Genomic DNA, 20,306 nt, shown 5'->3' with positions numbered 1-20,306 from the left:
GCTTACTATCAGTCACCCCGCAGGCCAGATAAACCTGCACATTCCCCGAAGGCCCGATCATGCCGCCTCCACACAAGCGACCAGTGATGATAGCACTTCGAGATCCATGTCCGCTGCAATTCTCAGTAAGCGGCCGTTCCTCAGGACGATTTCAACGTCTTTCCATCTCGACCGAGCACTGCTCCTCTTGGAACCGTCACTCACGCTCTCAGACGCTCCGATAAGCGATACCGGGATGAACGATGCGGCCTGGGGAGATTCGGGTGGCAAGAGCTTCTTTCGCCAGGCGTAAATCTGCTGCGGAAGAACGTCATGCCGGCGCGCGACATCCGAAACGGTGCCATCCGCGCTGAACGCTTCTTGCAGTATTGAAAGCTTCAGTTCCGTCGAACATCGCCGTTGTCGCTCAGCACCCGTCAGGATCTCAACCTTGGCCATTCATACCCTGTTACGTCACAAATGAATCATCTGTGTCGTAACTTGAGCCAATCCCGCACCTAACCAAAATCCGCTCACCGGACGCTCACACTTAGATTGAGATCGCCGTGATATTTATCAGCAACATCGCCATGCGACAGAGCCCTTGCCTGTTGATCGATTGAAAATCGGAGATGCCGGCGCCCGATAGCTTGGTCTGTATATCTCCATTGTTGGGAGCTTCCAACAAAGCGTTTCCGTCCAGATCCAACGGTATATCACTACGCCGACCTGGTTCGAGTTGGCGCAGCGATCCGCATCAGCGCCATCAACATGGGACCGAGGCTAAATTCGCCCCTTCCCGCCCGCGCGGTTAGATCTCGAAGATATGCGCCGGCTGAATTAATGTGGCCCGCCCGCTCCAGGATGCAGGCCATCGCAACTGCGGCATGTTCCTGCCCCATGACCTCACAAGCCTCCTGATATCCCGACGGCGAAACACCCAGCATGGAACGAACCACTACAGCAGCGGCCATTAAATCGCGCCATTGCCCAATTCGCCCGCCGGGGGCGTAATCTGATATCTGCGGGCACGTTCGAACGACCATCCCAAGCGGAAAAGATCTTATCGGCTCGCGTTGTCGCTTCGCCTTTCGGTTCGGCCTCTCGCCCTGCTCAGTTTCGGAGCTAGGTTCAAATTCGAGGATGGATTCGGTATTTGAATACTGTATGTGCTGACGGTTTTCGGCACCATTGGTGTCGGATTTTTCTGAAATAAGCTGAACTTCCAACAAGTTGACGATCCCTTCTCGCAATAGTGTGAGTTCGTCGAGGCTTTCCGCCAGGCCTGCGTCCGCTTTTACCGTTCGAAGACCCCTGGTGATCGCAACGAAACGGTCCTCAATGCTCTGCCAGTCGCCCGCAGCGCCCTCCTCGGTCGCGGCGGAAATGAGCTTACGTATATCCCGACGAGCAATGGTGATCTTCTCCTTGATCACCTTCAAGCGCAGTTTTCCTTCGGCAACCCGCTGAGCCAAGAGGGCGAGTTCTTCGGATCGCGCGAGCAGCGGCGCAAGGTTGAAGCCGTAAGCGGTTTCAATGGAACCGTCTCGTCCCTTTCGGGCATAACGCTTGCCGTTTGGGCTATCGTTTCGATGAATCAGACCAGCCCGCACAAGAAACCCAAGATTCTCCCGAAGAGTCGTGCCGGCGATGCCATTGGCACGAACAATTAGCTGCGCGTTTGACGGAAACACAACAAGATTGCTGCCCTCGATCAGATCGGTTTCGGGATAGAACGACAGAAGTGCGTTTAGCACTGCTAGCGCCCGATCGCGCAGCCCGAGCAGGGAACGCGCCTCACAGGTGTCACGGTAGATCTTCCACTTACTAGCAGATTTTCCCTTTTTGATCCTCGCGGAATCGAACTGGCTCTTCACTGACGCAAGCGTCATCCGCCGCCGCCCAAAGGGCGTCGCTATGTGTTCAGTCTGCATTTTCGTCTACCTTTCGAAAGGCAACAGAAAAACGCTCACCAAAACGATGCCAAAGACTCTTGACGTGGATTCCCAGCAATGTGGTTCTCTTAGCTGTAACCAATTGAGAAGGGCTTCCGGGATCCGTTTCGGCGCCTTTTTCTTTGCCGTGTGGATGCAGTCTAGCTACTTTCGTTTGGGGGGCGTCCTGTGGCTCGAACCGCGTCAGCAAATATCGGATGAAATGACACTTGAGGTCACTGCCGGCATCACGAACGACACCGAGGAGGTCCCGGATCATCAACAGAAACCAGCTCATCGACGAGATATCGAGCATCTGCGGGTGCACGGTTACAATCATCGCGGTCGCTGCGCACAAACCGCTTAAGGTAAGGAAGCCGAGCTGTGGCGGACCATCGATCACCATGACGCCGTAATTGTCGGCAACCTCGTCGAGTGCCTCCGTGACACGCGTAAAGAAAAGCGTTTCACCGCCAGCGCCAGTGCTCAACGCCTTGGGCGTCGTGTGCTCGAACTCCATCAGCTCAAAATTGCCCAGTACGAGATCGAGGCCATCGAAATAGGTCGGGCGAATAACATCAGAGAGACCGCGGCGGTTCCGGTCGTATCGAATCGCAGCATAGAGCGTCTGGTTGGAAGCAACATCCAGTTCGGGGAGAACGCCGAGTAGGGCAGATAAGCTCGCTTGAGGCTCGAGATCCACCGCAGGAACGCGATAACCCTGCAGCGCTTGATATTGCACTAGATGTGCCGACGTTGTCGTCTTACCTGAGCCACCTTTGAAGTTGGTTACGGCGAGGACCTGAAGATGCCCTCCGGGACGGCGATGGGGAGCGAACTCGATGCTTCCGCGCCCGCGGGTTGATTGCGCAAGCAAATGCCGAATTTGATTTATGTCAGGCAAAGTATAGAGCCGCCTGCCGTTGCTAGTCGTTTCAGGCTGCGGGCCTTCGCCAACCAAGCTCATCTTTCTCAACGTGGAATCAGATACATTCATCAACCGCGCGGCTTCGCCGGACGTGAACTTCCGCAGAATCTTCTGAGACGTAAGCGGAAATGCTTCACTCATCGACTGAAGGTGCGAGCTTAGCAAATCAGCCTGCTCACCAATTGTTTCATAGACGCTGGGCAACGCCCTACGGTTTGGGTTTGTCGCGACGGTCACGTTAGAATCTCTCATCACGTCAAATTTACCGCTCCAAACCCTCTCGTTTGCAAGTACTTAATGGTTAACAGCTGGTTAATCAGAAAAATCTAGCCAGCCAGAATTCGACATGTATTCAGATAGTTAACGAGGCGAATGCCCTGCTTCTCTCCCTACTTGTTCTTCTGTGAATCCTACAAACGTAACGCAAGATCGCGACTATTACGCAATTCCATCGCGTTTTTGGCTAACTGGTCCATGCTGCGAACGTAACCGCCCGATTGCTACCGCGGCGATTTTGCTTTGATGCGAGCGACGAGCAGTTCGTCGTCAACAAAGCTGTCGAGGAAGTCGTTCCATTCTTGGGATGTGCGGCGGGCATCTTTGATGCATCTGCTCCAATTCGTCCATGCCGTCGTCCGTCAGTGCGGTCACGGATTCGTCGTCTCCGGTGTACACGGAGATGATGCTGCCGTAGCTCAGATTATCATCGTTGGAGACGATTGCCTGAAGAAGTTCCGGGTCCTCTTCGAGAATTTCGGCAACAAATTTGATCGTACGGACGTAGGTGACTGTCGCCATCAGGCTGAGCTATGGTGGAAAATGGGTGATGACGGTTTGAGAATGGCGGCGTATCGAGGCGGGTGATTGAAGCCAGCCAGACCCTCTCAAGGAGAGCGATACGCCATGAATGAGATGTCAACGGCGGAGTAAAAACCGGCCAGGGGGCGGAGCAAAACCAGGCCACTGGTGGGGCGCGCATGAGACCTCCGGGAGGGCGTAGCCCGAGCGGGGGTCTCATGCGCGCGGCGATTTTTTGAGAGGGTTTCAGCCGGGCTTGCGGGCTCGACTTTGAGCGAGACGATAGCTGTCGCCGTTCATCTCGAGGATGTTGACGTGGTGGGTGATGCGATCGAGAAGAGCGCCAGTGAGACGCTCGGATCCCAAGGTCTCCGTCCATTCGTCAAACGGACGATTGCTGGTGATCAGGGTGGCACCGCGTTCGTAGCGTTGCGAGATCAGCTCGAACAGTAACTCCGCGCCGGTTTTGGAGAGCGGCACGAAGCCCAGTTCATCGATGATGAGGAGCTGGTAGGCGGCCATCTGCTTCTGGAAACGGAGCAGACGCCTTTCGTCGCGCGCCTCCATCATCTCGCTGACCAGCGCGGCGGCGGTCGTGAACCCTACCGAGAGGCCCTTCTGGCATGCGGCCAGGCCGAGGCCGAGTGCAACAGGGGTCTTGCCTGTACCGCTTGGACCGAGCGCAATGACATTCTCGCGACGCTCGATCCATTCGCATCGCGCCAGTTCCAGCACCTGCATCTTGTTGAGCTTCGGGATGGCGGCGAAGTCGAAGCTGTCGAGGCTCTTGACGACAGGGAACCTGGCCGCCTTGATGCGGCGCTCGACCTTGCGGCGATCCCGTTCGATCATCTCCCGTTCGGAAAGCCGGGTGAGGTATCCGACATGATCGACGCCCTCGGTGGCACATAGCCGTGCTAGCTTTTGATACTCGCGCTGGAAGGTCGGAAGTTTGAGGATTTTGAGATAATGGGACAGCAGGATCTCCGGGACTTCGGTGCTCATGCCGCTTCTCCCGCATCCGACGACAAGAGGCGCATGTACGCTTTCGTCGAAGTCGTCTCGACCGTCGCCCTCGGCAGGTAGGGATAAATAGACAGGTCCAGTCTCGGTGGTCGGCGCTCCACCCGGCACAGGGTCAGATGCTTGACGGCGTCGAAGCCGATCGCGCCGAGATGCAGAGCTTGCTTCACAGCCGCATGCAGGTCTGCAAGCTCGAAGCTTTCCAGCAAGCGCAGAACTTGCACATACTCACGCCGGCCATGCTTTGCCATGCGCCCTTCCATCAGGCGGCGCAGCGTGGCGAATTCCTCTGGCAAATCCCAGCCCTGGAGAGGCGCTGCCTGATCCAGCGAATTGATCTTCTGCTCGATCAGCGGCAGGTAATGCACAGGATCAAAGACGACGTCTTCCCGTTCCCAGCTCCGGGGATGGCGGGCGATGATCTCGCCGCGGCAGCCGATCGCCACTTCGTCGACATAGCCCCGGACCCAGACGTCCTGATGGCCGTAGGCGACCGGAACGGAATAATCGTTGGTCTTGTAGCGGACCAGCGACTGAGCCGTGACCTTGGCACTGGCCTGATCGCAGGCATCGAAGGGCGATGGCGGCAAGGAACGCATGACAGCCAGATCCCGGTGCAGCCGTTCTCCGATCGTCTCGCTCTCGCCGCGCAGCCTGTCGCGCTGGCGCTTGCGGCATTGCTCTTCCAGCCAGGCGTTGAACGCCTCCCATGTCGCAAACTGCGGGATCGGAACCATGAAGTTGCGGCGTGCATAGCCAACGAGCCCCTCGACGTTTCCCTTATCGTTGCCCTTTCCCGGACAGCCATAGCGGTCCCGGATCAGGTAGTGGGACAGGAAGCCGCTAAACAGCGCTGCCCGCTTGCGCGTGCCGTCCGGCATGCCCTGGCGGATGAGCCAGTGGCACGAACACCTCCTGGCGGCGCTGATCCCGCTCGCGCACGTAGTCCTTGATGATCGTGTAGCCGCCGGTGAAACCGCACTCGTCCCGAAGACGGTCGAACACCCGCTTGGCAGTATGGCGCTGCTTGCGCGGCACCTTCACATCCTCATCAAGCCAATGCTCGATGGTTGAAACGAACGCATCCAGCTTGGGCCGCTGGGTCGGTGACCGGCGCTGATAGCCGGGTGGTGTCGAATACGACATCATCTTGGCCACACTGTCGCGAGATATGTTGAAATGCTTTGCTGCCTGACGCCGGCTCATTCCTTCAGAACAAGCCAGACGAACCTTCAGATAAAGTTCCACGGTGTAGATCCTCTGACCCTCCTGCATTCATCGCAGAAGGGTAAATAGGTGGCCGACTTTTCCACCGCCGCTCTCACGAGACCCGCACCTTTGCCCTTCTTGGGGCAGATAGCGCCGAAGATATAGGTCCACATCGTGCGTTGATCGTGTGGTGCCGAAGGCCTTGTTCCCTTGCGTGCCCATCGCCGGGTGATCTTGTTCTTTTGGCCTATCCGAGCTTCGTCGGCCCACCAGAGCTCAATCTCGACGTTCTTCGGGAGCCTGCCTTTGATGGCTGCCAGTGTGGCGGGGAAGTTTTTTTAAAACTCTCCAGGTCGCCTTCGTTCTGGGCGTAATGGCGCGGGCGGGCAGACAGCTTTGCAAAGCCGAGCGCCGTCAATTCGCGGCCAATGGTCGTTTCATCGACGGATATCCGATATTCCTGGAACAGCCATTGAACAAGATCCTTGCGCCGCCAGCGCACAACGCCATGCACCGCCGGTATCGGGCCACTTTCGACGATCTTTGCCAAAGCCTGGCGATGCACGTCGGAAAGCTTTCCTTGATTGCCGGGTGCTTTGCCATTGATGAGCCCTGACGGGCCACGCGCATTGAAGCGAATAACCCAGTCGCGGACAATTTGCAGGGTCACGCCTCCGATCCTGGCCGCATCGCTGCGGGAATGGCCATCATAGATTTCGGCAAGGGCAAGAAGCCGCCGAGCCTGTGCCGCATCCTTCGTGCCTTTGGCCAACGCCCGAAGAGCCAAGCCGTCGAAGTCATCGCGCAGTGGAAGTCCTGATGTCATCCGCAAACCTCCGTTTGCGGTATTGATTCAGAACTCAACTGATTTGGAAACCTCAAAAAGAGTCACAGATCGCTCACCCTGGTATGAGCATGTCGAAGACAGGCTTCGTGATCATGTGAACGGCATCGCAAACAAGTGGTGGGCATCGATGCGGCCCCGGAAATAGCGCTGATCGACCTTGTCGGGGACGCCCTGTGTTGCAGCGAAGCGCCGCCGCATCTTCACGACAGCGGTCTTTGAACGGCGGGTGCTTCAAGGTGGGACGTAGACAGCGCTTACATCTCACCGGCGCAATTGTCGTATTTGTTGTCCGGGATCGACTGGCGTAATCCGCAGGAAACCTGGCGTCCGACACGGATCGGATAGCATTATTACATTGAAAATATTGAGTGAATCTGATCGAATGGCTTCATGACCTCGAAGCCTGTTGACCTTGCCCCGTTGAAATAATCCATTTTGAAGTAAGCTCTGGCCCATTGAGAGGACCAGAGGATGAAGCGCAATCGTTTCACGGACGAACAGATCATCGGCATATTGAAGGAGCACGAGGCAGGCACGCCGGTCTCGGAGCTTTGCCGCAAGCATGGCGTCAGCGATGCTAGCATCTATAAATGGAAGGCCAAGTTCGGCGGCATGGAGGTGTCCGAGGCCAAGCGGCTGAAGACGCTTGAGGACGAGAACACGAAGCTGAAACGGCTTCTGGCGGATGCGATGCTCGACAATGCTGCCTTGAAAGACCTTTTGGGAAAGAAGTGGTGACGCCCGCGGCCAAGCGGAACGCTGTCGCGCATCTGATGAGCCATCATGAGATGAGCGAACGGCGGGCGTGTAAAGCCATTGGTTTTTGCCGAATGACGGTCCGTTACGAGACCAGGCGCGACAATGATCATGAGCTTCGCGAGCGAATGAAGGCGTTGGCGCATGAACGTCGCCGCTTCGGATATCGGCGCATTCATGTGCTGCTCCGGCGGGAGGGTCACCTCGTGAACCACAAGAGGCTCTTCCGGCTCTATCGGGAGGAGAAACTGACGGTGCGCAAGCGCGGCGGTCGCAAGCGAGCGATAGGCACGCGAGCGCCGATGCTGGTGCCGATGGTGGCCAATGATCGTTGGTCGCTGGACTTCGTGTCGGATCAGTTCACCGATGGGCGCAGATTGCGGATTCTGACCGTCGTCGATGATTGCACGAGGGAGTGCCTGGCGCTCGTCGCCGATACATCGCTTTCCGGTCTTCGCGTCGCACGGGAGCTTGACCGGATTATCGAGGAGCGCGGCAAGCCGAGGATGATCGTCAGCGACAACGGCAGCGAGTTCACCAGCAACGCGATCCTGCAATGGGCGGACCGGACCAAGGTTGACTGGCATTACATTGCGCCTGGCAGGCCTATCCAGAACGCTTTTATCGAAAGCTTCAACGGGCGGCTGCGAGACGAGTTCTTGAATGAAACTCTGTTCTCGTCGCTTGCTCACGCCCGGTCTGCGCTTTCAAACTGGCGTAGCGATTACAACGATCAACGCCCTCATTCAGGCCTTGGCTGGCTGACACCGGCCGAATTCGCTCAGACACTCAACCCGCGACGTGATGCGGTGCTGCGCAGCCGAAATGGCTCCGCACCGCAACCCGCCGCTACCGAACCAACAACAGCAACCAAAAACCGCTGGAGCGAACTCAAAACTGGATAAAACTTGGGGGCAAGGTCACTGTGGATCTTCCTGCGGACCTTGCGGGCGCCTATCTGGCGCTGCTTTCCGAGCGTGAGATGTTACAGGCTGAACGTGATGTCGTTGTTGCTGAGCGCGACACCGTCGTCGCCGAGCGGGACATTGCGGTGGCGCAAGCCGCCAATGCGCAGGCTTGGGGCGGTTCACACCGTCGGCTGTGAACTGTCCGATCGGACCGCCAATCTGGTCGAGGAGTGGCGCAACTTGAGAGACATCGCCAGCATCCTGATCCGTCAGGGTATGGGCAACGATCTCGCCGCTATCGGCCTCCAGTGCCAGATGCAGCTTTCGCCAACCTCGGCGGGATCTGGCGCCATGCTTCTCCTCCAGCCACTGGCCCGCGCCGTAAACCTGCAGGCCGGTGCTGTCCACCAGAGCATGCAACGGTCCGGCAGGTGGAACCTGATTTCCGGGCCGCTCCCCGGCAGATCGCCATGCGCGCGCCCGACGGCTCAGCGTGGTGTGATCGGGGATCCGATCAACGGACTACATCAGCGCCAGCGGCATGAACGCGCCGCAATCAAAGGCCGTATACATGCCCGCACCCGACTAATCGTCAGAAACGCCAAAAAGCCCTTGCCACGCGGAGGCCGTCCATACATGCCACTGAAGTTTCATCCGGCTGCGACGATGATCCCGGCGTAGCCTGGCGGGGTCTGGTATCCGAGCGACGAGTGTGGCCGGAAATGGTTACCGTTCGCTCTGTACAAAAGCTGCGCGCAATCGCGGAAAGGACGGGAGCCAATGTCGTCACCGGTCCGAGCCTGCACTCTTGGCTGCTTCATCACGGCGTTTCGCTGCTAAAATCATAGCCACTCGCCTATCATTAAATGATTGGTTATTCGAGGCCTGCAGCTTAACCCCGGCAACAGGGTTCGCCTCGTTGTGTGAGAGCACGGCATCCCCGTCTGCCTGGGTTCGCCCTATAGCCGCCATAATTCTGGCGAGGTTGTCGTTGGAACTCTCCTTCGATGACGCATTTGCGTCTCTAGCATTTCTTCGGTTGGCGTTGTCCACGAACGTATCGTTGTCAAATTTGCTTTGTCCACCGGGAGGTTGCGGTTTGTTGAGATCATGTTGACCCGCGTCCCGGCCCATCTGTGCCAACTCTCTTCCGTCCGACGCAATTGGGTTTGTCTGGGGGGGCGGTCGCTTGGCAGTTAACGTTCTTGATGGACTTGATGTCGTGTAAGGGGGCGGCGTTGCGTGTGCCTCGCCCAGTTCCCCACTGCCGTCGAGTTGAGCTACCCCGCTCCCAAGCTCCTTCGTCATGCTGGAAGGCGGCAATTTTGGCGTGATCACGACACTCTTCCAAGCTTCTTTATGCTGGGCTGCTTCTTCGGCTCCCATCTCGAAAGCCTTACTCTCGTCGCTGGTGAGCTTTTTCAGGTCCGTACGAAGCTTCATTCCAAAAAAACGTTTTGATACGACCTTCATGCCATTGGAAAGATACCTGGTCTCGCTTTTGTACATTTTACCAACCGTATGCTTGGCCTCGGTTAGTTGATTTGTCTTCTCATCGAATTTCGCCGATCGTTTGTTCAGCAACCTTCGATGGGACCTAATGTTTCTGCCCACCTCATTTCCATTCACATCTAGGAGAGACTGGTATGTTTTGCTACCGAAGAGACTCTTTCTCTCCGTTTCCTTGGTTCTCCCATCTCGCGATTTTGTCGAAAATTCCCGAAACCCACGCGCTTTGCGTCCAACCAGTTCCAGATTGGCATCCTCATCCCGCTCGAAGACCTCTGTTTTGGAGCCTTTCCTGCGGGCCAGAAGGCGATACTTCTTGTTGTCAGGACCACTTTCGTACGGGGCGCTCAACTCCTCTGAAATGGAGCCGAAAATCCTACCGTCCCGCAAACGGTTCGTGAAATAGCTTGTGCGGACCAGATTGCCGGTTTCATCGCGTTCCCATCGTTCGCGGAAACTCCCGTCTTTCCGCTCGCGGCTTAGAGAGTGAAGTTCACCCTTGGCGCCAAACTCGTAACTCCTCTTTTTCCGCCAACCCTCCTTCCCAAGTCGGCTGATGTAAACACTCCCTGAGTCGGGGTCGCGTCTTAGGACCTCCGTCTTCCTGCTAACAATGCCACTCTTGTGAGTGAGCTCGCCATCCCTGGCGATATTCAGCCTCTTGTTGCCTATCAGCTTATAGCCGACCTCTCCGCGATAGCCCTCCCCGACACTGTCAAAGATGTCCATCACTTTAGCATATCGCTTTTGCTTGCTTGGTCGCTCAAGCTCACGCTTTATTCCGCGCGCCTGTTGGGCCGTCTCCAGCGCTCGAAGCCGTTGCTCCTCTTCACGCCTAGCTGAACGTGCCTGCTTATAGGCTGGATTCCGCAATTTAACTGGTTTCTTTCCAATATCTGCCATAAGCGTTACTTTCCTACAAAGAACGTCGATTGACAACGACAGCAAGGTGACTGATTTTGCTCAGCTCATTTTCAACTGAACCCGAGCCGGCCCACGATTCAAACACTGTTGGCGGCGTCACGTATTCTGTTGTGACGCGCGTCATACCTGCTATCCGCAGTCGGAGGAGGCTGCGGGCTCGCCACGTCTATGACGTCGCCCAAGTGGGGTCCGCTACGCCCTATGAGGATATCAGTTACGCAATTCGGAATATCCAGTCGTTTACCTTCATTCTTCTGCTGAGTAGCTCTCTGCAGAGTTTGAGCTAGAGACGTAAATGAGGGTTTCGTATATATTCCGCCTCTATCGGTTTTTCCGTCATCTGCGTAGAAAATCCTGTCTGAAGCATAGGTGTCCACTATGGACGCACGATCTTTAAGTTCAATGGAACCGGCGTTAACTAGCGTTCCATCAACCTCCACAAGGACACGAGAATCGGAGGCATATTTATCAAGCATCTTATTCCAGTCAGGCTTAAATTTACCCCATTGTTGGTTAATCTGGTGTTCGTTGCACACACTTTTGAAGTATTCCGGATGATGACTCGCTACAAAATCCGGCGTGGCGAACGTATTGCCCTCAGGCATTCTGATGATCATCCGGTGCTCCATCGCATCCATGGAGGGCTTTCCCTGGACGGCCTTCGCGGCAGGGTCGTCGGGCAATCCCTCTACAACCTCGTTGATTGGAAAGTACGTCGTGTCGATCTTTACGTAGGCACTATGCGTATTCCCGTTGTAGCCTCGGTCTTCACCGACATAGTCCCGCAAACGGTAGGTGGCTTGATCTGTACCCTGCGTGCTCTCGATGTAGTCGATTGTTTGGTAGCCGTGAAGTTTCGACTTCAGCCAAACCTGGCCGCCAAGATCGGCCTCCATTTCCCAAGCGCTAACCGTCTCATAACCATCATTCGGAAGTCGCGAAAACCCCTTTATCTTACCATCCGACCTTCGATGCAGGATGTCAGGCGCCTGCTCGCCGCTTGTGTGATAGTCCCTGTGAGCAAATTCGCGCCTTCTATCCCCAGCTGGGGTTTTATAGATCTGCTTCTCGCCGTCCAGTCTATATAACGGAACTTTTTCTGGTTTTCCGTCCTTGAATACCGTTTTTCCGTTTTGATCTTTCTTAACGGCTTCGCCGTTTTGGTAGAGCCTGTTGTCTCGCTCTGCGGTCAAGCCTAATGATGTTGTTATGGTCCTGAATTCATAGTCCTTATAGTCTTTTGTTGTCTGTTGGCCGTCTGGCGCCTTTATCGCATGCCATAGGCCGTTCTTAGTGTAATAGTTTCCGTGGTACATTATGTACACAAGCTCGTGGTCAAGCTCTTTGGGCGTTTTGTTGCCAACCCCATTAAGAGCCTGAAATTCTGTCCCCTTGAAGAAGGTATAAGCGTTTTTCGCTGGATCGTCCTCTGAGGCGTCCCGACCCACTGGCACTACAGGAATACCGAGCCTTTTAAGTTCGATGTCTTGAACCCCAATCAACATAATTTCATTCGATGGGAGTCTGGCGGCCTTTGGAGGCCGACTGGCCACCACTTTAAGCCTTGACAACCGCTTAGCAACGGCCTCGATCTTGTCCTCGTCAGAGTCCGAGGACTCGTTCTTGACCAGGCCGTCGATCTTGTCCTCGTGAGAGTCCGAGGACTCGTTCTTGACCAGGCCGTCGATCTGCATATTGTTGTCTTCACTATCACCCACAGAAATCGTCCTTCCGTAGCTTATTGCAAGTATTTCACTTTATATTCTTGTGTTTTTCGTCCCGAGCCTTAACTGCTCTTTTCATTGCCATAAGGCGGCGCTCTCGATCAGCCATGAACAACTCCGGATTGTCCATTGGAGGATAGTCGTCCGAATTCTCGATTGTATTATTCCTCCCCGCAGGCCATTCGGCGGTACGAGTGCGTTTGATACCTGACGTTGACAATTTTATTTTCATGTAGTGCGTTACCTTTTCCCTTGCATATCGTGAGCTATTCCGCCTTCCTAATTGCAATAGATTGTGCATGTATTTTGAGTGGTCAATCTAAATTGTGTTACGTCTGAAAGTAAGCGTTGAGCTCAGACCGTCTGAGCGTCTGTTCAAGAATGGCTGGCGGTCGTGGGGTTGAGTGAAGGGCGGCAATCAGATTCTTTGTATTTTGCGACAAATACGGAGACATCGAATGGCCTGGACACCCTTCACGGGCCTGTCGCAAATTTTTGCGCTTAACGGTATGTTGACCGTCGGAGGAGAAATTTCCGCTCCAAATGTTGTGGAGCGTACGGATGATTCTGAATGCTATTGCCGAAAAGCTGAAGCGGCAGTCGAAGGATGATTTCAAAGGCAGGCATTTCGAGGCATGGCTGATCGTACAGGCGGTCACCTGGTATTTGAGATATCCCCTGAGCTATCGAGATCTGGAAGAAATGTTCGAGGAGCGCGGCTTCGAAGTCGATCATAGCACGATCAACCGCTGGGTATTGAGCTATGCGCCGATGATCGAGAAGCGTCTTCGCCAGTTTCGCCGGCCGCATTGTGGATCGGTTCGGATTGACGAGACCTACGTTAAGATCCGCGGCAAATGGCGCTATCTGTACCGAGCCATCGATAAGCATGGCAACCCGGTGGATTTCCTGCTTTCCGCAAAGCGAGATCTCGAAGCCGCCAAGCGGTTCCTTCGCAAGACGCTGAAAGATCAGCCCTTACTGTCGCCGAACAAGATCTGCACAGATGGTGCCAATACCTTCCCGTCGGCGATCAAAGCTTCGGTTGAAGACGGGCTTCTACAGCCCGACCCCGTGCACTATGTGACCAAGCACCTGCAACAAGGCATTGAGAGCGATCATTTCCGTGTGAAAAAGAACATGCCGAAGATCGGCGGCTTCCAATCCTTCAACACGGCGCGGCGAACGATTGCCGGTTTCGAGGCGATGCTGTGGTTGAGAAAAGGCTTCGGCTTTTCCGGCGGCTGGACGATCAACGATCAAAACGATTTGGTTGCGCGCCTCTTCGGACTTACAAAGGTTAACAAAACATGAAAATAGCATCCTTCAGGGGATAGCCGAGGCCTCTGTGGAAGTTTGCGACAAGCCCGGTAAAAGCCTCCCCGCTAAAAGCAGCCTCGACGTTCATTCGCAAGATCGCTCATCCGCGCAATCGCCGAACCGTCGGTTCGCGAAGCTACCTATCGGTTCATACTCCCAATCCGCAAAAAGCTAATTGGCTCAACCACCTATTCGCTGAAATCGTCTATGAGCAATAAGCGCGATCGCCGGTTTGCCGATGCGCGCAGTTGGCGAAGCACCCCCTCACCTATTCTCCGAGCCGCACAATCGCTGACGAACCTATTCGCTGATCCACCGACCAGCCCAACCGCCGAAACGCGAGAACGCCTGATTGGCGAAGCGGGGGAATTGCCCGCTCGCCGATTCACAGACCAGCGATCTAATGTGCCGCCGTGAGAAGGTGCCTCTTTCTGCCGCCGAACGACCTCTACCAAGACCAAATCCATGTCCCCGGCAGACCCTACCCCTGCGAATAAGCGGCGACAGATTCCGGCACTGATCACGCCTCTCGGCCATCGCCCCTCGGGCGAAAACGGCTAACGGTATACCGATAGCCTATCCTGCCATCTCCCATCAAATCGGCCTGGACACCGTGCCCGAGGCGCTGATGCTGTTGCGAGTCGTGAGACAAAGCAATAGCGCTCACAGGGGCAAGCCTGTGATCCGCGCCGGAGGAACAGCACGGTGTCCAGGCCGATTTGATGGGAGATGCTGAAGCGAGCTGTCGTCGTGAGGAGTCGAGAGGACCGTGACCGGAGGGAACGGGCATCGACGACATGCGAACGATGAGACGGCGAGCGCACTGCAGGAGAGGATGAACACCTGGAGCGGATGCCCGAAGAATGCGGGCGTAGCGCAAGGAGTTCATCCTCTCCGTCTTGTTTGGGGAAGTCGCGGCAGCGTCCGCCAACCGGCCCGAAAGGCCGGGCGGGTGTCATCCCGCACCACAGGGAGAGGGGTGTTTGAGGGGAGAGGCGGCAAGTTTCTCCCCTCAGGAACGCGCGCTGGCTCGATGCCTGCAAGCGGTCAAGCCAGTGGGAAAGACGAGAGGCGGAACGGCCTCTCGTCCCATCAGCTTAATCGTAAACGACGCGCACCACGCTGATGGCAATACCTGTTTCCCGCGCAATCGTGGATGATCGTAGCGAGGGGACCGATCTCCGTGTCGCTCACCGAGACGGTCGTCGGATAGCTGATCTCGATGCCGTCGTAGTCTGCCGACAAGGCGTTGTGCCATTCACCGTCGTTGACCCGATACTCATAGGTGAAGTAATCGATCTCTAGCTCATCGAGGAGCACAAGCGTGCGGCGGGCGAGGACTTCCTCCTCGCCTTGGAGTTGGCATGAGATCACCCCGTCGGTATCGTCCTCAGCGATCAATTCACGCTGCAGGGCCACGATACGGCGCGTCGAGCGGATCGCCCCATCAAGGCCGGCCATCAGCCGGTCGTGGAGCATCTTTGAGAATTCATCCTCGCAGCCGATACGGTTCGCGCTCACGAGAAGCTTGAAGCCGGCGAGCTTGGCATGAAGCATGAGAAAGTTGAAATCAGACATAAGAAGTCTCCTTTTCGTTCTGACGAAAAGGTGCCCGCATTGGCGACCCAAGGGGTCAAGGATCGCGAAAGCGACCGCCAGCGGCGGCGAGCGGAGGAACCGATTTTTTCGTCGTGTCGCGTCAGCGGCGCGGCGGAAAAATTGGAGGGGCCGCGATGTCCTTGAGGCCGCCGGGGCGAATGCGACAATAGGAAGTCAGAGAGAGATAGACCACGTCGCCGACAGGCGACGTGACCGTTTGCCGAGCGCAGCCGGCCCTGCCGCCTTTTAACCTGGTTGCCCGGCAGATAATCGCACTGAGGGTGCGGCAGCCGCGAGAGGGCGTCACCCGAATGGGCGGAGACCGCCTTCGGGCTCCGTGAGCGCCAGCGAATAGCACCGTCCGCCGCAGGCGGCTCGCCCGGATCATGCTGCCCGTCGGGGCAACTCATCACCATCATGAATCAATCGACACGGACCGATTCAAATGTCTCGTTGGACGTCGAGTCGGCTCTCAGCGATCCTGCCGCCATGATCGCGCAACCCTACCAGCTCTATTTCGAACGCACGGACGCCACGAAAAATATGGCCCGCTACTATGCCATGTCGATCGAGCCCACCCTGTTCGGCGAGGCCTGTCTCATCCGCCGATGGGGCCGTATCGGCGCAAAAGGGCAAAGGCGGGAGCATCATTTCGCGCGGGAGGAAGAGGCGGTCAGGCTGTTCCTTCAGCTTTTGCGAAAGAGGCGGTCGCGCGGATACAGGCCGAAACCGCATATACGGCAAGATGCATCGGGTGATCGATAGCGAAGGGAGTGCCGCGGAGGCGGATGCCATCTTCATGTCGATCGTATGGGATCGAAACAGGAGTTGGGGTATCCCACCGCTTCCGCTCTTCCCGCAAGAACCTCCGCAGGTTCTGACATCTGCGGGTTGCGCGCGAAGCTGGCCTGAAGCGCCGGTCGATCCGGCGCGTCAGGCCAGGCGACATGGCGAAAGCCACCCTCAGAAGGGTGGCTCGGTGTCGATTGCGCCTTCCTGCTCTGCGGTGATCACCGCCAGTTCGGCACGCGCCAGCTCCAGTTCGTTTTCGATCTCGCGGCGCTCCACCGGGTCGATTGCTTCGCGCAGTTCGAGGCGAAGCTCTTCAATGTGTTGTTCCAGAAGCATCGTCGTCTCCTTGACGTTTGTGAAAGACGACGCGCACGGTCATGGGTGCATGGCGGGGTCAGGGATCGCGGAACGCGACCGCCAGCGGCGGCGAGTGGGGGTGCCGATTTTGTCGGAGTGCAGGGAACCGGAGCGGAGGCAAAATTGGGGGCACCGCTCGTCCTTGAAGCCGTCATGCCCCCATGACACCCTCGGACGGACTGAGCAGACATTTCCTCAGGTATGGCACCAGAGATCCGCAAGCGGGCTCGATGCCCGCTTGCAGATCCACCATGCAGACCCACGGAGATGCCTCAAAGTCCTTGGTAGTTGTGGAAAAATGGGCAAAATTGTTGATCTTGACGCGGTGCGTCGATGACAGCGCTTTGATCCCCTGTCAGGGATTCTCGCATTAACGTTGATGCGGAGAAGAAAATGACCACAACCAATGAAATCGCCGACAAGATCGCCGGCGAACACAGCCTCACCAAGGCTCAGGGAAAGGCGATCGTCGAAGCGGTGATCGCGTCCATCACCGAAGCCGCGGTGGCCGGCAACGAGACCTCCCTCCCAGGCTTCGGCAAGTTCAAGGTGAAGGCGACACCGGAGCGCGAGGCACGCAACCCGTCGACCGGGGCGACGATCAAGGTTGCCGCGGCCAAGAAGCTGGCCTTTACGCCGGCCAAGGCATTGAAGGATGCGCTGAACAAGTAATCTTGTCAGCCAAGCAAAAAATAGCCCGGCGCCGTGGCGGGCTATTTTCGTTTTGGTTTGCGTCAGCGAGCGGATGTCCGCTCAAGAAGATCCTGGATGATCGGGTCGCTGACCGCGTGACGCGCTTCACGGGCATGGTCGTCCAGCAGCCTGTGAAGAATGCCGGATGCCAAGGGTATGAAGTCGAAACCGCGTGCGATTGCAGCGGACCGCAGTTGCGACAGTGTTTCGAATTCCCTCAAGTCCGTGCCAAGCCAGAGTTCGAGATCCTCGCCACCGGCGTCCGGAAATGCCTGGAGGAAAAACGTCTGAAGCGGGCGGTCGTAGCCGATAATGGCATCCGGGTCGGTGTGGCGGGATGCGGTCCTGGTGACGGTAATTGTGTAGCGGCTCATGGCGGCCTCCTTTGGAATGGGGAGGCCGGCCCCGATTTCGGGGCCGGCGGTCCGGTTCAGGCAGGGCTGTTCCAGAGGATGACCTTCTTCCCGGGCTCGCCGCCGGGCGCCGGGGCGACGTTGCCGAAGATCACGCCGATCTCGGGCGCTTCGAGCTTCGTGGAGATGTATTCCTCGCCGGTCTGGCGGGAGATGCGGTTCCAGGCCGCGCCGATCTCAAAGCCGGTCTTGCGGTGGATGATGCGGTAGTCCGGGGCTTCTTCGCTCGCCTTGCTGGCGTTCGGGACGAGGGCGATTGGGGCGTTGACCCGGATGGTGGCGAAGACGCCTTCGAGAGTGCCGTCGGTCTTTTCGGTGAGGGTTGCGATCGTGGTAGCCATGGAATTGTCTCCTTCGTTGCATCGGGACCATTCCCGATGGCGCCCGAAGAAGGGGCCTGCCGCAGGCGTCACCGGAGCGTAGCGAAGGGGAACCCCTTGCGGGTTGACGCTGATCGCGGCCGGTCCCTTAGAAAGGCGACATAAAGAACGGGAATGGTCCTTGATTGCGACGTCAGCAGGAGACCTCGCCTTGGCTGCCGGTTATGGCCCCGCCGAGTACCGCGCACGTGGCATGCGTCGGTGGTGTTCGGGTCAACGGACTGGCCGTCAACCAAGCGGACGCGACGCGGGAGATCAGCACCGACTCGATCTCATCCTCATCATCAAAGACGGCTTCGGTGGCGTGGCACGCGAATTGTCCGCCTCTCCTAACGCAACTGCAGTTCTGCGGAGCCGGACCGCGTGACGGAGGTGATTTCAAGGGATGTCGCTTCGGAGGGCGGTGGGGATGCGGGAAGTCTCAGTCGAGGCGGTTGACCCGGCCGGTTCGGCCGCGCGCCTCGGCAAACAGTCTGGCGATCTTCACCATGAAGGGTTTGCTGAAGCGGCCGAGGATGTCCTGATCGGGCTCAATGTACCAGGAGCGCTCGACGATATCGTAGTTGTATTCGTCGACCATGATCCAGCACTGCTTCAGATCGCTTAAGCCCGCACGCTTGCGCTCGATCTCCGGGATCTCCAGAGCGATCCGGCCCGTCTGCGGCAGTTGAGTGGTGATGGCGAGAAGGGCAAGGTGCGTGTTTCCGTCGGCGGCATTGCGGATGGCGATCACGACGCAGACGGGGCGCTGCTTACGGCCCTCGGTTTCCCCGCGCTGCTGCTGCCAGGCCCATAGGTACGGATAGGAGATGACCTCGCCGGGGTGGAATTCACGGCTCATCGTCGTAGCCTTCGCCGCGCGCCAACTTATCGAGCGCCTCGTCGAACAGTTCTGCATGCTCGGCGGGCATCTCCGAGATATGATAGGCCCTGCGCGTATCGCCGCCGGTGCGCATGCGCTCATAGTGCTCGTAGCTCATCAGCACGAAACGCGGCTTCTTGTGCCGGGTGAGCATCACCGGCTCGCGGCTCGCCGCGTCGGTGATATCGCCGATTTGTTTATTCAAGTCACCTGTCGTGAATTGCTTCATCGCTACGTCTCCACTTCAGTTTCCATATAATCCATCTTCTCCATGTTTTCCATATATTCAGGAAAGCGGCGCTCACGCGCCGTCTCCTGATGCCTGCCAGACCGAAATGCCGAGCCGGCGTGCCTTGTCGGCGAGATTGCCTGTGATGCCGTTTCCGGGAAAGACGATCAATCCGGAGGGCATGACCGACAGCATATCGTCATTGCGGCGGAAGGGTGCTGCCTTGGCGTGCTTCGTCCAGTTGGGCTTGAAGGTGATCTGCGTCACCCGGCGGGCTTCAGCCCAGCAGGCGGCGATACGTTCTGCACCCTTCGGCGCGCCACCGTGCAGCAATACCATGTCAGGATACTTCGCATGCGCCTGATCGAGCTTGGCCCAGATCCGCTCATGATCGTTATAGTCCATGCCACCGGCGAAAGCGATCTTGGTGCCGGCCGGGATTAGCACCTCGGTCTCGGCGCGGCGTCTGGCCGAGAGGAAGTCACGGCTGTCGATCATCGCCGCCGTCATGTTCGCATGATTTACCTTGGATCCGGTGCGCGGTCGCCAGGACGAACCGGTCTGCGCCTCGAACAAGTCGGCCGCGTAGTCGCGCATGAACTCGAATGCGTTGCGGCGCTCCAAGAGCGTGATGCCCTCGGCAATGAGGCGCTCAAGTTCGACACTCTTCACCTCCGAGCCGTCCTGCTCGCGCTGGCCGGTGAGCTGTGCCTCCTCGTTTCGGTCGAGCTCGCGCTGAATGCGCTCGCCGGCGCGATGGAAGAGATTGGGGATCGACCAGAACAGGTCTTCGAGATCGGGCTCCAGCCGGGTGTTGCCGAGCATCTCGGCGAAGGCTTCGAAGATCGCGATGATCGATGACTGGACCTGCGGTTCCTCCGGCAATGGCCGCGGGTCGGGCTCGTCCTGGAAGGGGCGATAGCCGAAGACCTGCATCTCGTAGATGAAGCGGTCGGTCGGAGAGGACGCGTGATGGGGCTCGAAGCCGTCGTCGGGGGGAAGGATCAGGTCCATAGTGGTCTCCGTTTCGTGGGCCGCGCCTCTCGCGGCCTGACGGCGAACCCGGTCACGCGGGCCGAGGCCGGAACCGCGAGCGAAGCGCAGCGGCCCAGCGAAGCGCCG

At 57.4% G+C, this 20,306-nt stretch carries 19 protein-coding genes and 4 pseudogenes; 6 read left to right on the top strand and 17 right to left on the bottom strand.

The annotated features are described in order from the left end of the window. Positions 1-57: 57 nt before the first annotated feature. From RL_RS24565 to RL_RS24535, 7 genes and pseudogenes are all read right to left on the bottom strand, one after another. Positions 58-438: an IS66-like element accessory protein TnpA gene (locus RL_RS24565; protein ID WP_011654529.1), complete on the bottom strand. Its 381-nt coding sequence runs from the start codon at positions 436-438 to the stop codon at positions 58-60. Positions 439-698: 260 nt separating this feature from the next. Continuing rightward, complete coding sequence (gene repC / locus RL_RS24560; RefSeq protein ID WP_011654527.1) at positions 699-1,913, bottom strand: plasmid replication protein RepC; 1,215 nt, start codon at positions 1,911-1,913, stop codon at positions 699-701. Next, positions 1,903-3,078, bottom strand: a complete 1,176-nt coding sequence (gene repA, locus RL_RS24555) for a plasmid partitioning protein RepA (RefSeq protein WP_162039383.1) — start codon at positions 3,076-3,078, stop codon at positions 1,903-1,905. Before repA ends, repC begins: the two co-directional genes overlap by 11 nt. A gap of 263 nt (positions 3,079-3,341) precedes the next feature. Then, positions 3,342-3,639, bottom strand: a pseudogene (locus RL_RS24550) (hypothetical protein). Between the two features lie 246 nt (positions 3,640-3,885). Next, positions 3,886-4,644 (bottom strand): IS21-like element helper ATPase IstB, encoded by a 759-nt coding sequence (gene istB, locus RL_RS24545; RefSeq protein ID WP_011654524.1) that lies wholly within the window; start codon positions 4,642-4,644, stop codon positions 3,886-3,888. After that, a pseudogene (locus RL_RS24540) lies at positions 4,641-5,868 on the bottom strand (transposase). Before RL_RS24540 ends, istB begins: the two are co-directional and overlap by 4 nt. A 116-nt stretch (positions 5,869-5,984) precedes the next feature. Beyond that, positions 5,985-6,697 (bottom strand): annotated as a pseudogene (locus tag RL_RS24535) (IS630 family transposase); the annotation flags it as partial. A gap of 492 nt (positions 6,698-7,189) precedes the next feature. Here RL_RS24535 and RL_RS24525 point away from each other — a divergent pair. Both RL_RS24525 and RL_RS24520 read left to right on the top strand, forming a co-directional pair. Then, positions 7,190-8,379 (top strand): IS3-like element ISRle4 family transposase gene (locus RL_RS24525; protein WP_122330883.1). Its coding sequence is split into 2 segments (ribosomal slippage): positions 7,190-7,439 and positions 7,439-8,379, totalling 1,191 coding nucleotides; the frame shifts between segments, so codons are not numbered across the junction. Between the two features lie 20 nt (positions 8,380-8,399). Continuing rightward, positions 8,400-8,579, top strand: coding sequence for a hypothetical protein (locus RL_RS24520; RefSeq protein ID WP_041936626.1), 180 nt, complete (start codon positions 8,400-8,402; stop codon positions 8,577-8,579). On the opposite strand, the pseudogene RL_RS37915 reads toward RL_RS24520, so the two are convergent. The 3 genes and pseudogenes from RL_RS37915 to RL_RS24505 form a co-directional block, all read right to left on the bottom strand. Next, a pseudogene (locus tag RL_RS37915) lies at positions 8,566-8,892 on the bottom strand (transposase); the annotation flags it as partial. The gene RL_RS24520 and the pseudogene RL_RS37915 sit on opposite strands and share 14 nt — an antisense overlap. A gap of 276 nt (positions 8,893-9,168) precedes the next feature. Next, positions 9,169-10,794 carry an effector protein gene (locus tag RL_RS24510; RefSeq protein ID WP_011654520.1) on the bottom strand — a complete coding sequence of 542 codons (1,626 nt, stop codon included), beginning with the start codon at positions 10,792-10,794 and terminating at the stop codon, positions 9,169-9,171. Between the two features lie 98 nt (positions 10,795-10,892). Continuing rightward, positions 10,893-12,533, bottom strand: coding sequence for a hypothetical protein (locus RL_RS24505; RefSeq protein ID WP_011654519.1), 1,641 nt, complete (start codon positions 12,531-12,533; stop codon positions 10,893-10,895). Positions 12,534-12,997: 464 nt separating this feature from the next. On the opposite strand from RL_RS24505, the gene RL_RS40010 reads away from it, so the two are divergent. Both RL_RS40010 and RL_RS24500 read left to right on the top strand, forming a co-directional pair. Then, positions 12,998-13,150, top strand: a complete 153-nt coding sequence (locus RL_RS40010) for a hypothetical protein (protein WP_162039381.1) — start codon at positions 12,998-13,000, stop codon at positions 13,148-13,150. Then, the gene (locus RL_RS24500; RefSeq protein WP_041936623.1) at positions 13,101-13,853 is read left to right on the top strand and encodes an IS6-like element ISRle6 family transposase; all 753 of its coding nucleotides are present in this window, start codon (positions 13,101-13,103) and stop codon (positions 13,851-13,853) included. The genes RL_RS40010 and RL_RS24500 overlap by 50 nt, the downstream gene beginning before the upstream one ends. A 1,098-nt stretch (positions 13,854-14,951) precedes the next feature. Here the strand turns inward: RL_RS24500 and RL_RS24495 are convergent. After that, a complete protein-coding gene (locus tag RL_RS24495; protein ID WP_368372880.1) occupies positions 14,952-15,437 on the bottom strand; it encodes a hypothetical protein in 486 nt (161 codons plus the stop codon). A gap of 438 nt (positions 15,438-15,875) precedes the next feature. Between RL_RS24495 and RL_RS41160 the strand changes: the two genes are divergently transcribed. Continuing rightward, positions 15,876-16,223 carry a WGR domain-containing protein gene (locus RL_RS41160; RefSeq protein ID WP_011654512.1) on the top strand — a complete coding sequence of 116 codons (348 nt, stop codon included), beginning with the start codon at positions 15,876-15,878 and terminating at the stop codon, positions 16,221-16,223. 198 nt (positions 16,224-16,421) lie between these two features. Here RL_RS41160 and RL_RS40250 read toward each other — a convergent pair whose 3' ends face one another. Beyond that, entirely contained in the window at positions 16,422-16,586 is a 165-nt protein-coding gene (locus RL_RS40250) for a hypothetical protein (RefSeq protein WP_165419125.1), read from the bottom strand. A 414-nt stretch (positions 16,587-17,000) separates the two neighbouring features. Here RL_RS40250 and RL_RS24485 point away from each other — a divergent pair, with 414 nt between their 5' ends. Beyond that, positions 17,001-17,279 carry an HU family DNA-binding protein gene (locus RL_RS24485; RefSeq protein ID WP_011654510.1) on the top strand — a complete coding sequence of 93 codons (279 nt, stop codon included), beginning with the start codon at positions 17,001-17,003 and terminating at the stop codon, positions 17,277-17,279. Between the two features lie 62 nt (positions 17,280-17,341). On the opposite strand, the gene RL_RS24480 is transcribed toward RL_RS24485, so the two are convergent. From RL_RS24480 to RL_RS24460, 5 genes are all read right to left on the bottom strand, one after another. After that, entirely contained in the window at positions 17,342-17,674 is a 333-nt protein-coding gene (locus RL_RS24480) for a hypothetical protein (protein ID WP_011654509.1), read from the bottom strand. Between the two features lie 56 nt (positions 17,675-17,730). Beyond that, entirely contained in the window at positions 17,731-18,054 is a 324-nt protein-coding gene (locus tag RL_RS24475) for a DUF736 domain-containing protein (protein WP_025398107.1), read from the bottom strand. 460 nt (positions 18,055-18,514) lie between these two features. Further along, on the bottom strand, positions 18,515-18,934 hold the full coding sequence (locus tag RL_RS24470; protein WP_011654507.1) for a hypothetical protein: 420 nt from the start codon (positions 18,932-18,934) through the stop codon (positions 18,515-18,517). Beyond that, positions 18,924-19,184 carry a type II toxin-antitoxin system Phd/YefM family antitoxin gene (locus RL_RS24465; protein WP_011654506.1) on the bottom strand — a complete coding sequence of 87 codons (261 nt, stop codon included), beginning with the start codon at positions 19,182-19,184 and terminating at the stop codon, positions 18,924-18,926. The genes RL_RS24470 and RL_RS24465 overlap by 11 nt, the downstream gene beginning before the upstream one ends. 72 nt (positions 19,185-19,256) lie before the next feature. Beyond that, positions 19,257-20,198 carry a DUF2493 domain-containing protein gene (locus RL_RS24460; protein WP_011654505.1) on the bottom strand — a complete coding sequence of 314 codons (942 nt, stop codon included), beginning with the start codon at positions 20,196-20,198 and terminating at the stop codon, positions 19,257-19,259. Between the last annotated feature and the right edge of the window lie 108 nt (positions 20,199-20,306).

Origin of the sequence: Rhizobium johnstonii 3841, from assembly GCF_000009265.1 — a bacterium.
In the GTDB taxonomy this organism is placed as follows: domain Bacteria; phylum Pseudomonadota; class Alphaproteobacteria; order Rhizobiales; family Rhizobiaceae; genus Rhizobium; species Rhizobium acaciae.
The sequence above is the reverse complement of the archived record's forward strand: the minus strand, read 5'-3'. Positions and strand labels throughout refer to the sequence as shown.

Excerpts from the sequence above, each read along its gene's own strand:
- RL_RS24565 (WP_011654529.1), bottom strand. The coding sequence starts at position 438 with ATGGCCAAGGTTGAGATCCTGACGGGTGCTGAGCGACAACGGCGATGT.
- repC (WP_011654527.1), bottom strand. The coding sequence starts at position 1,913 with ATGCAGACTGAACACATAGCGACGCCCTTTGGGCGGCGGCGGATGACG.
- istB (WP_011654524.1), bottom strand. The coding sequence starts at position 4,644 with ATGAGCACCGAAGTCCCGGAGATCCTGCTGTCCCATTATCTCAAAATC.
- RL_RS24510 (WP_011654520.1), bottom strand. The coding sequence starts at position 10,794 with ATGGCAGATATTGGAAAGAAACCAGTTAAATTGCGGAATCCAGCCTAT.
- RL_RS40010 (WP_162039381.1), top strand. The coding sequence starts at position 12,998 with ATGGCCTGGACACCCTTCACGGGCCTGTCGCAAATTTTTGCGCTTAAC.
- RL_RS24500 (WP_041936623.1), top strand. The coding sequence starts at position 13,101 with ATGATTCTGAATGCTATTGCCGAAAAGCTGAAGCGGCAGTCGAAGGAT.
- RL_RS24495 (WP_368372880.1), bottom strand. The coding sequence starts at position 15,437 with ATGTCTGATTTCAACTTTCTCATGCTTCATGCCAAGCTCGCCGGCTTC.
- RL_RS41160 (WP_011654512.1), top strand. The coding sequence starts at position 15,876 with ATGAATCAATCGACACGGACCGATTCAAATGTCTCGTTGGACGTCGAG.
- RL_RS40250 (WP_165419125.1), bottom strand. The coding sequence starts at position 16,586 with ATGCTTCTGGAACAACACATTGAAGAGCTTCGCCTCGAACTGCGCGAA.
- RL_RS24485 (WP_011654510.1), top strand. The coding sequence starts at position 17,001 with ATGACCACAACCAATGAAATCGCCGACAAGATCGCCGGCGAACACAGC.
- RL_RS24480 (WP_011654509.1), bottom strand. The coding sequence starts at position 17,674 with ATGAGCCGCTACACAATTACCGTCACCAGGACCGCATCCCGCCACACC.
- RL_RS24475 (WP_025398107.1), bottom strand. The coding sequence starts at position 18,054 with ATGGCTACCACGATCGCAACCCTCACCGAAAAGACCGACGGCACTCTC.
- RL_RS24470 (WP_011654507.1), bottom strand. The coding sequence starts at position 18,934 with ATGAGCCGTGAATTCCACCCCGGCGAGGTCATCTCCTATCCGTACCTA.
- RL_RS24465 (WP_011654506.1), bottom strand. The coding sequence starts at position 19,184 with ATGAAGCAATTCACGACAGGTGACTTGAATAAACAAATCGGCGATATC.
- RL_RS24460 (WP_011654505.1), bottom strand. The coding sequence starts at position 20,198 with ATGGACCTGATCCTTCCCCCCGACGACGGCTTCGAGCCCCATCACGCG.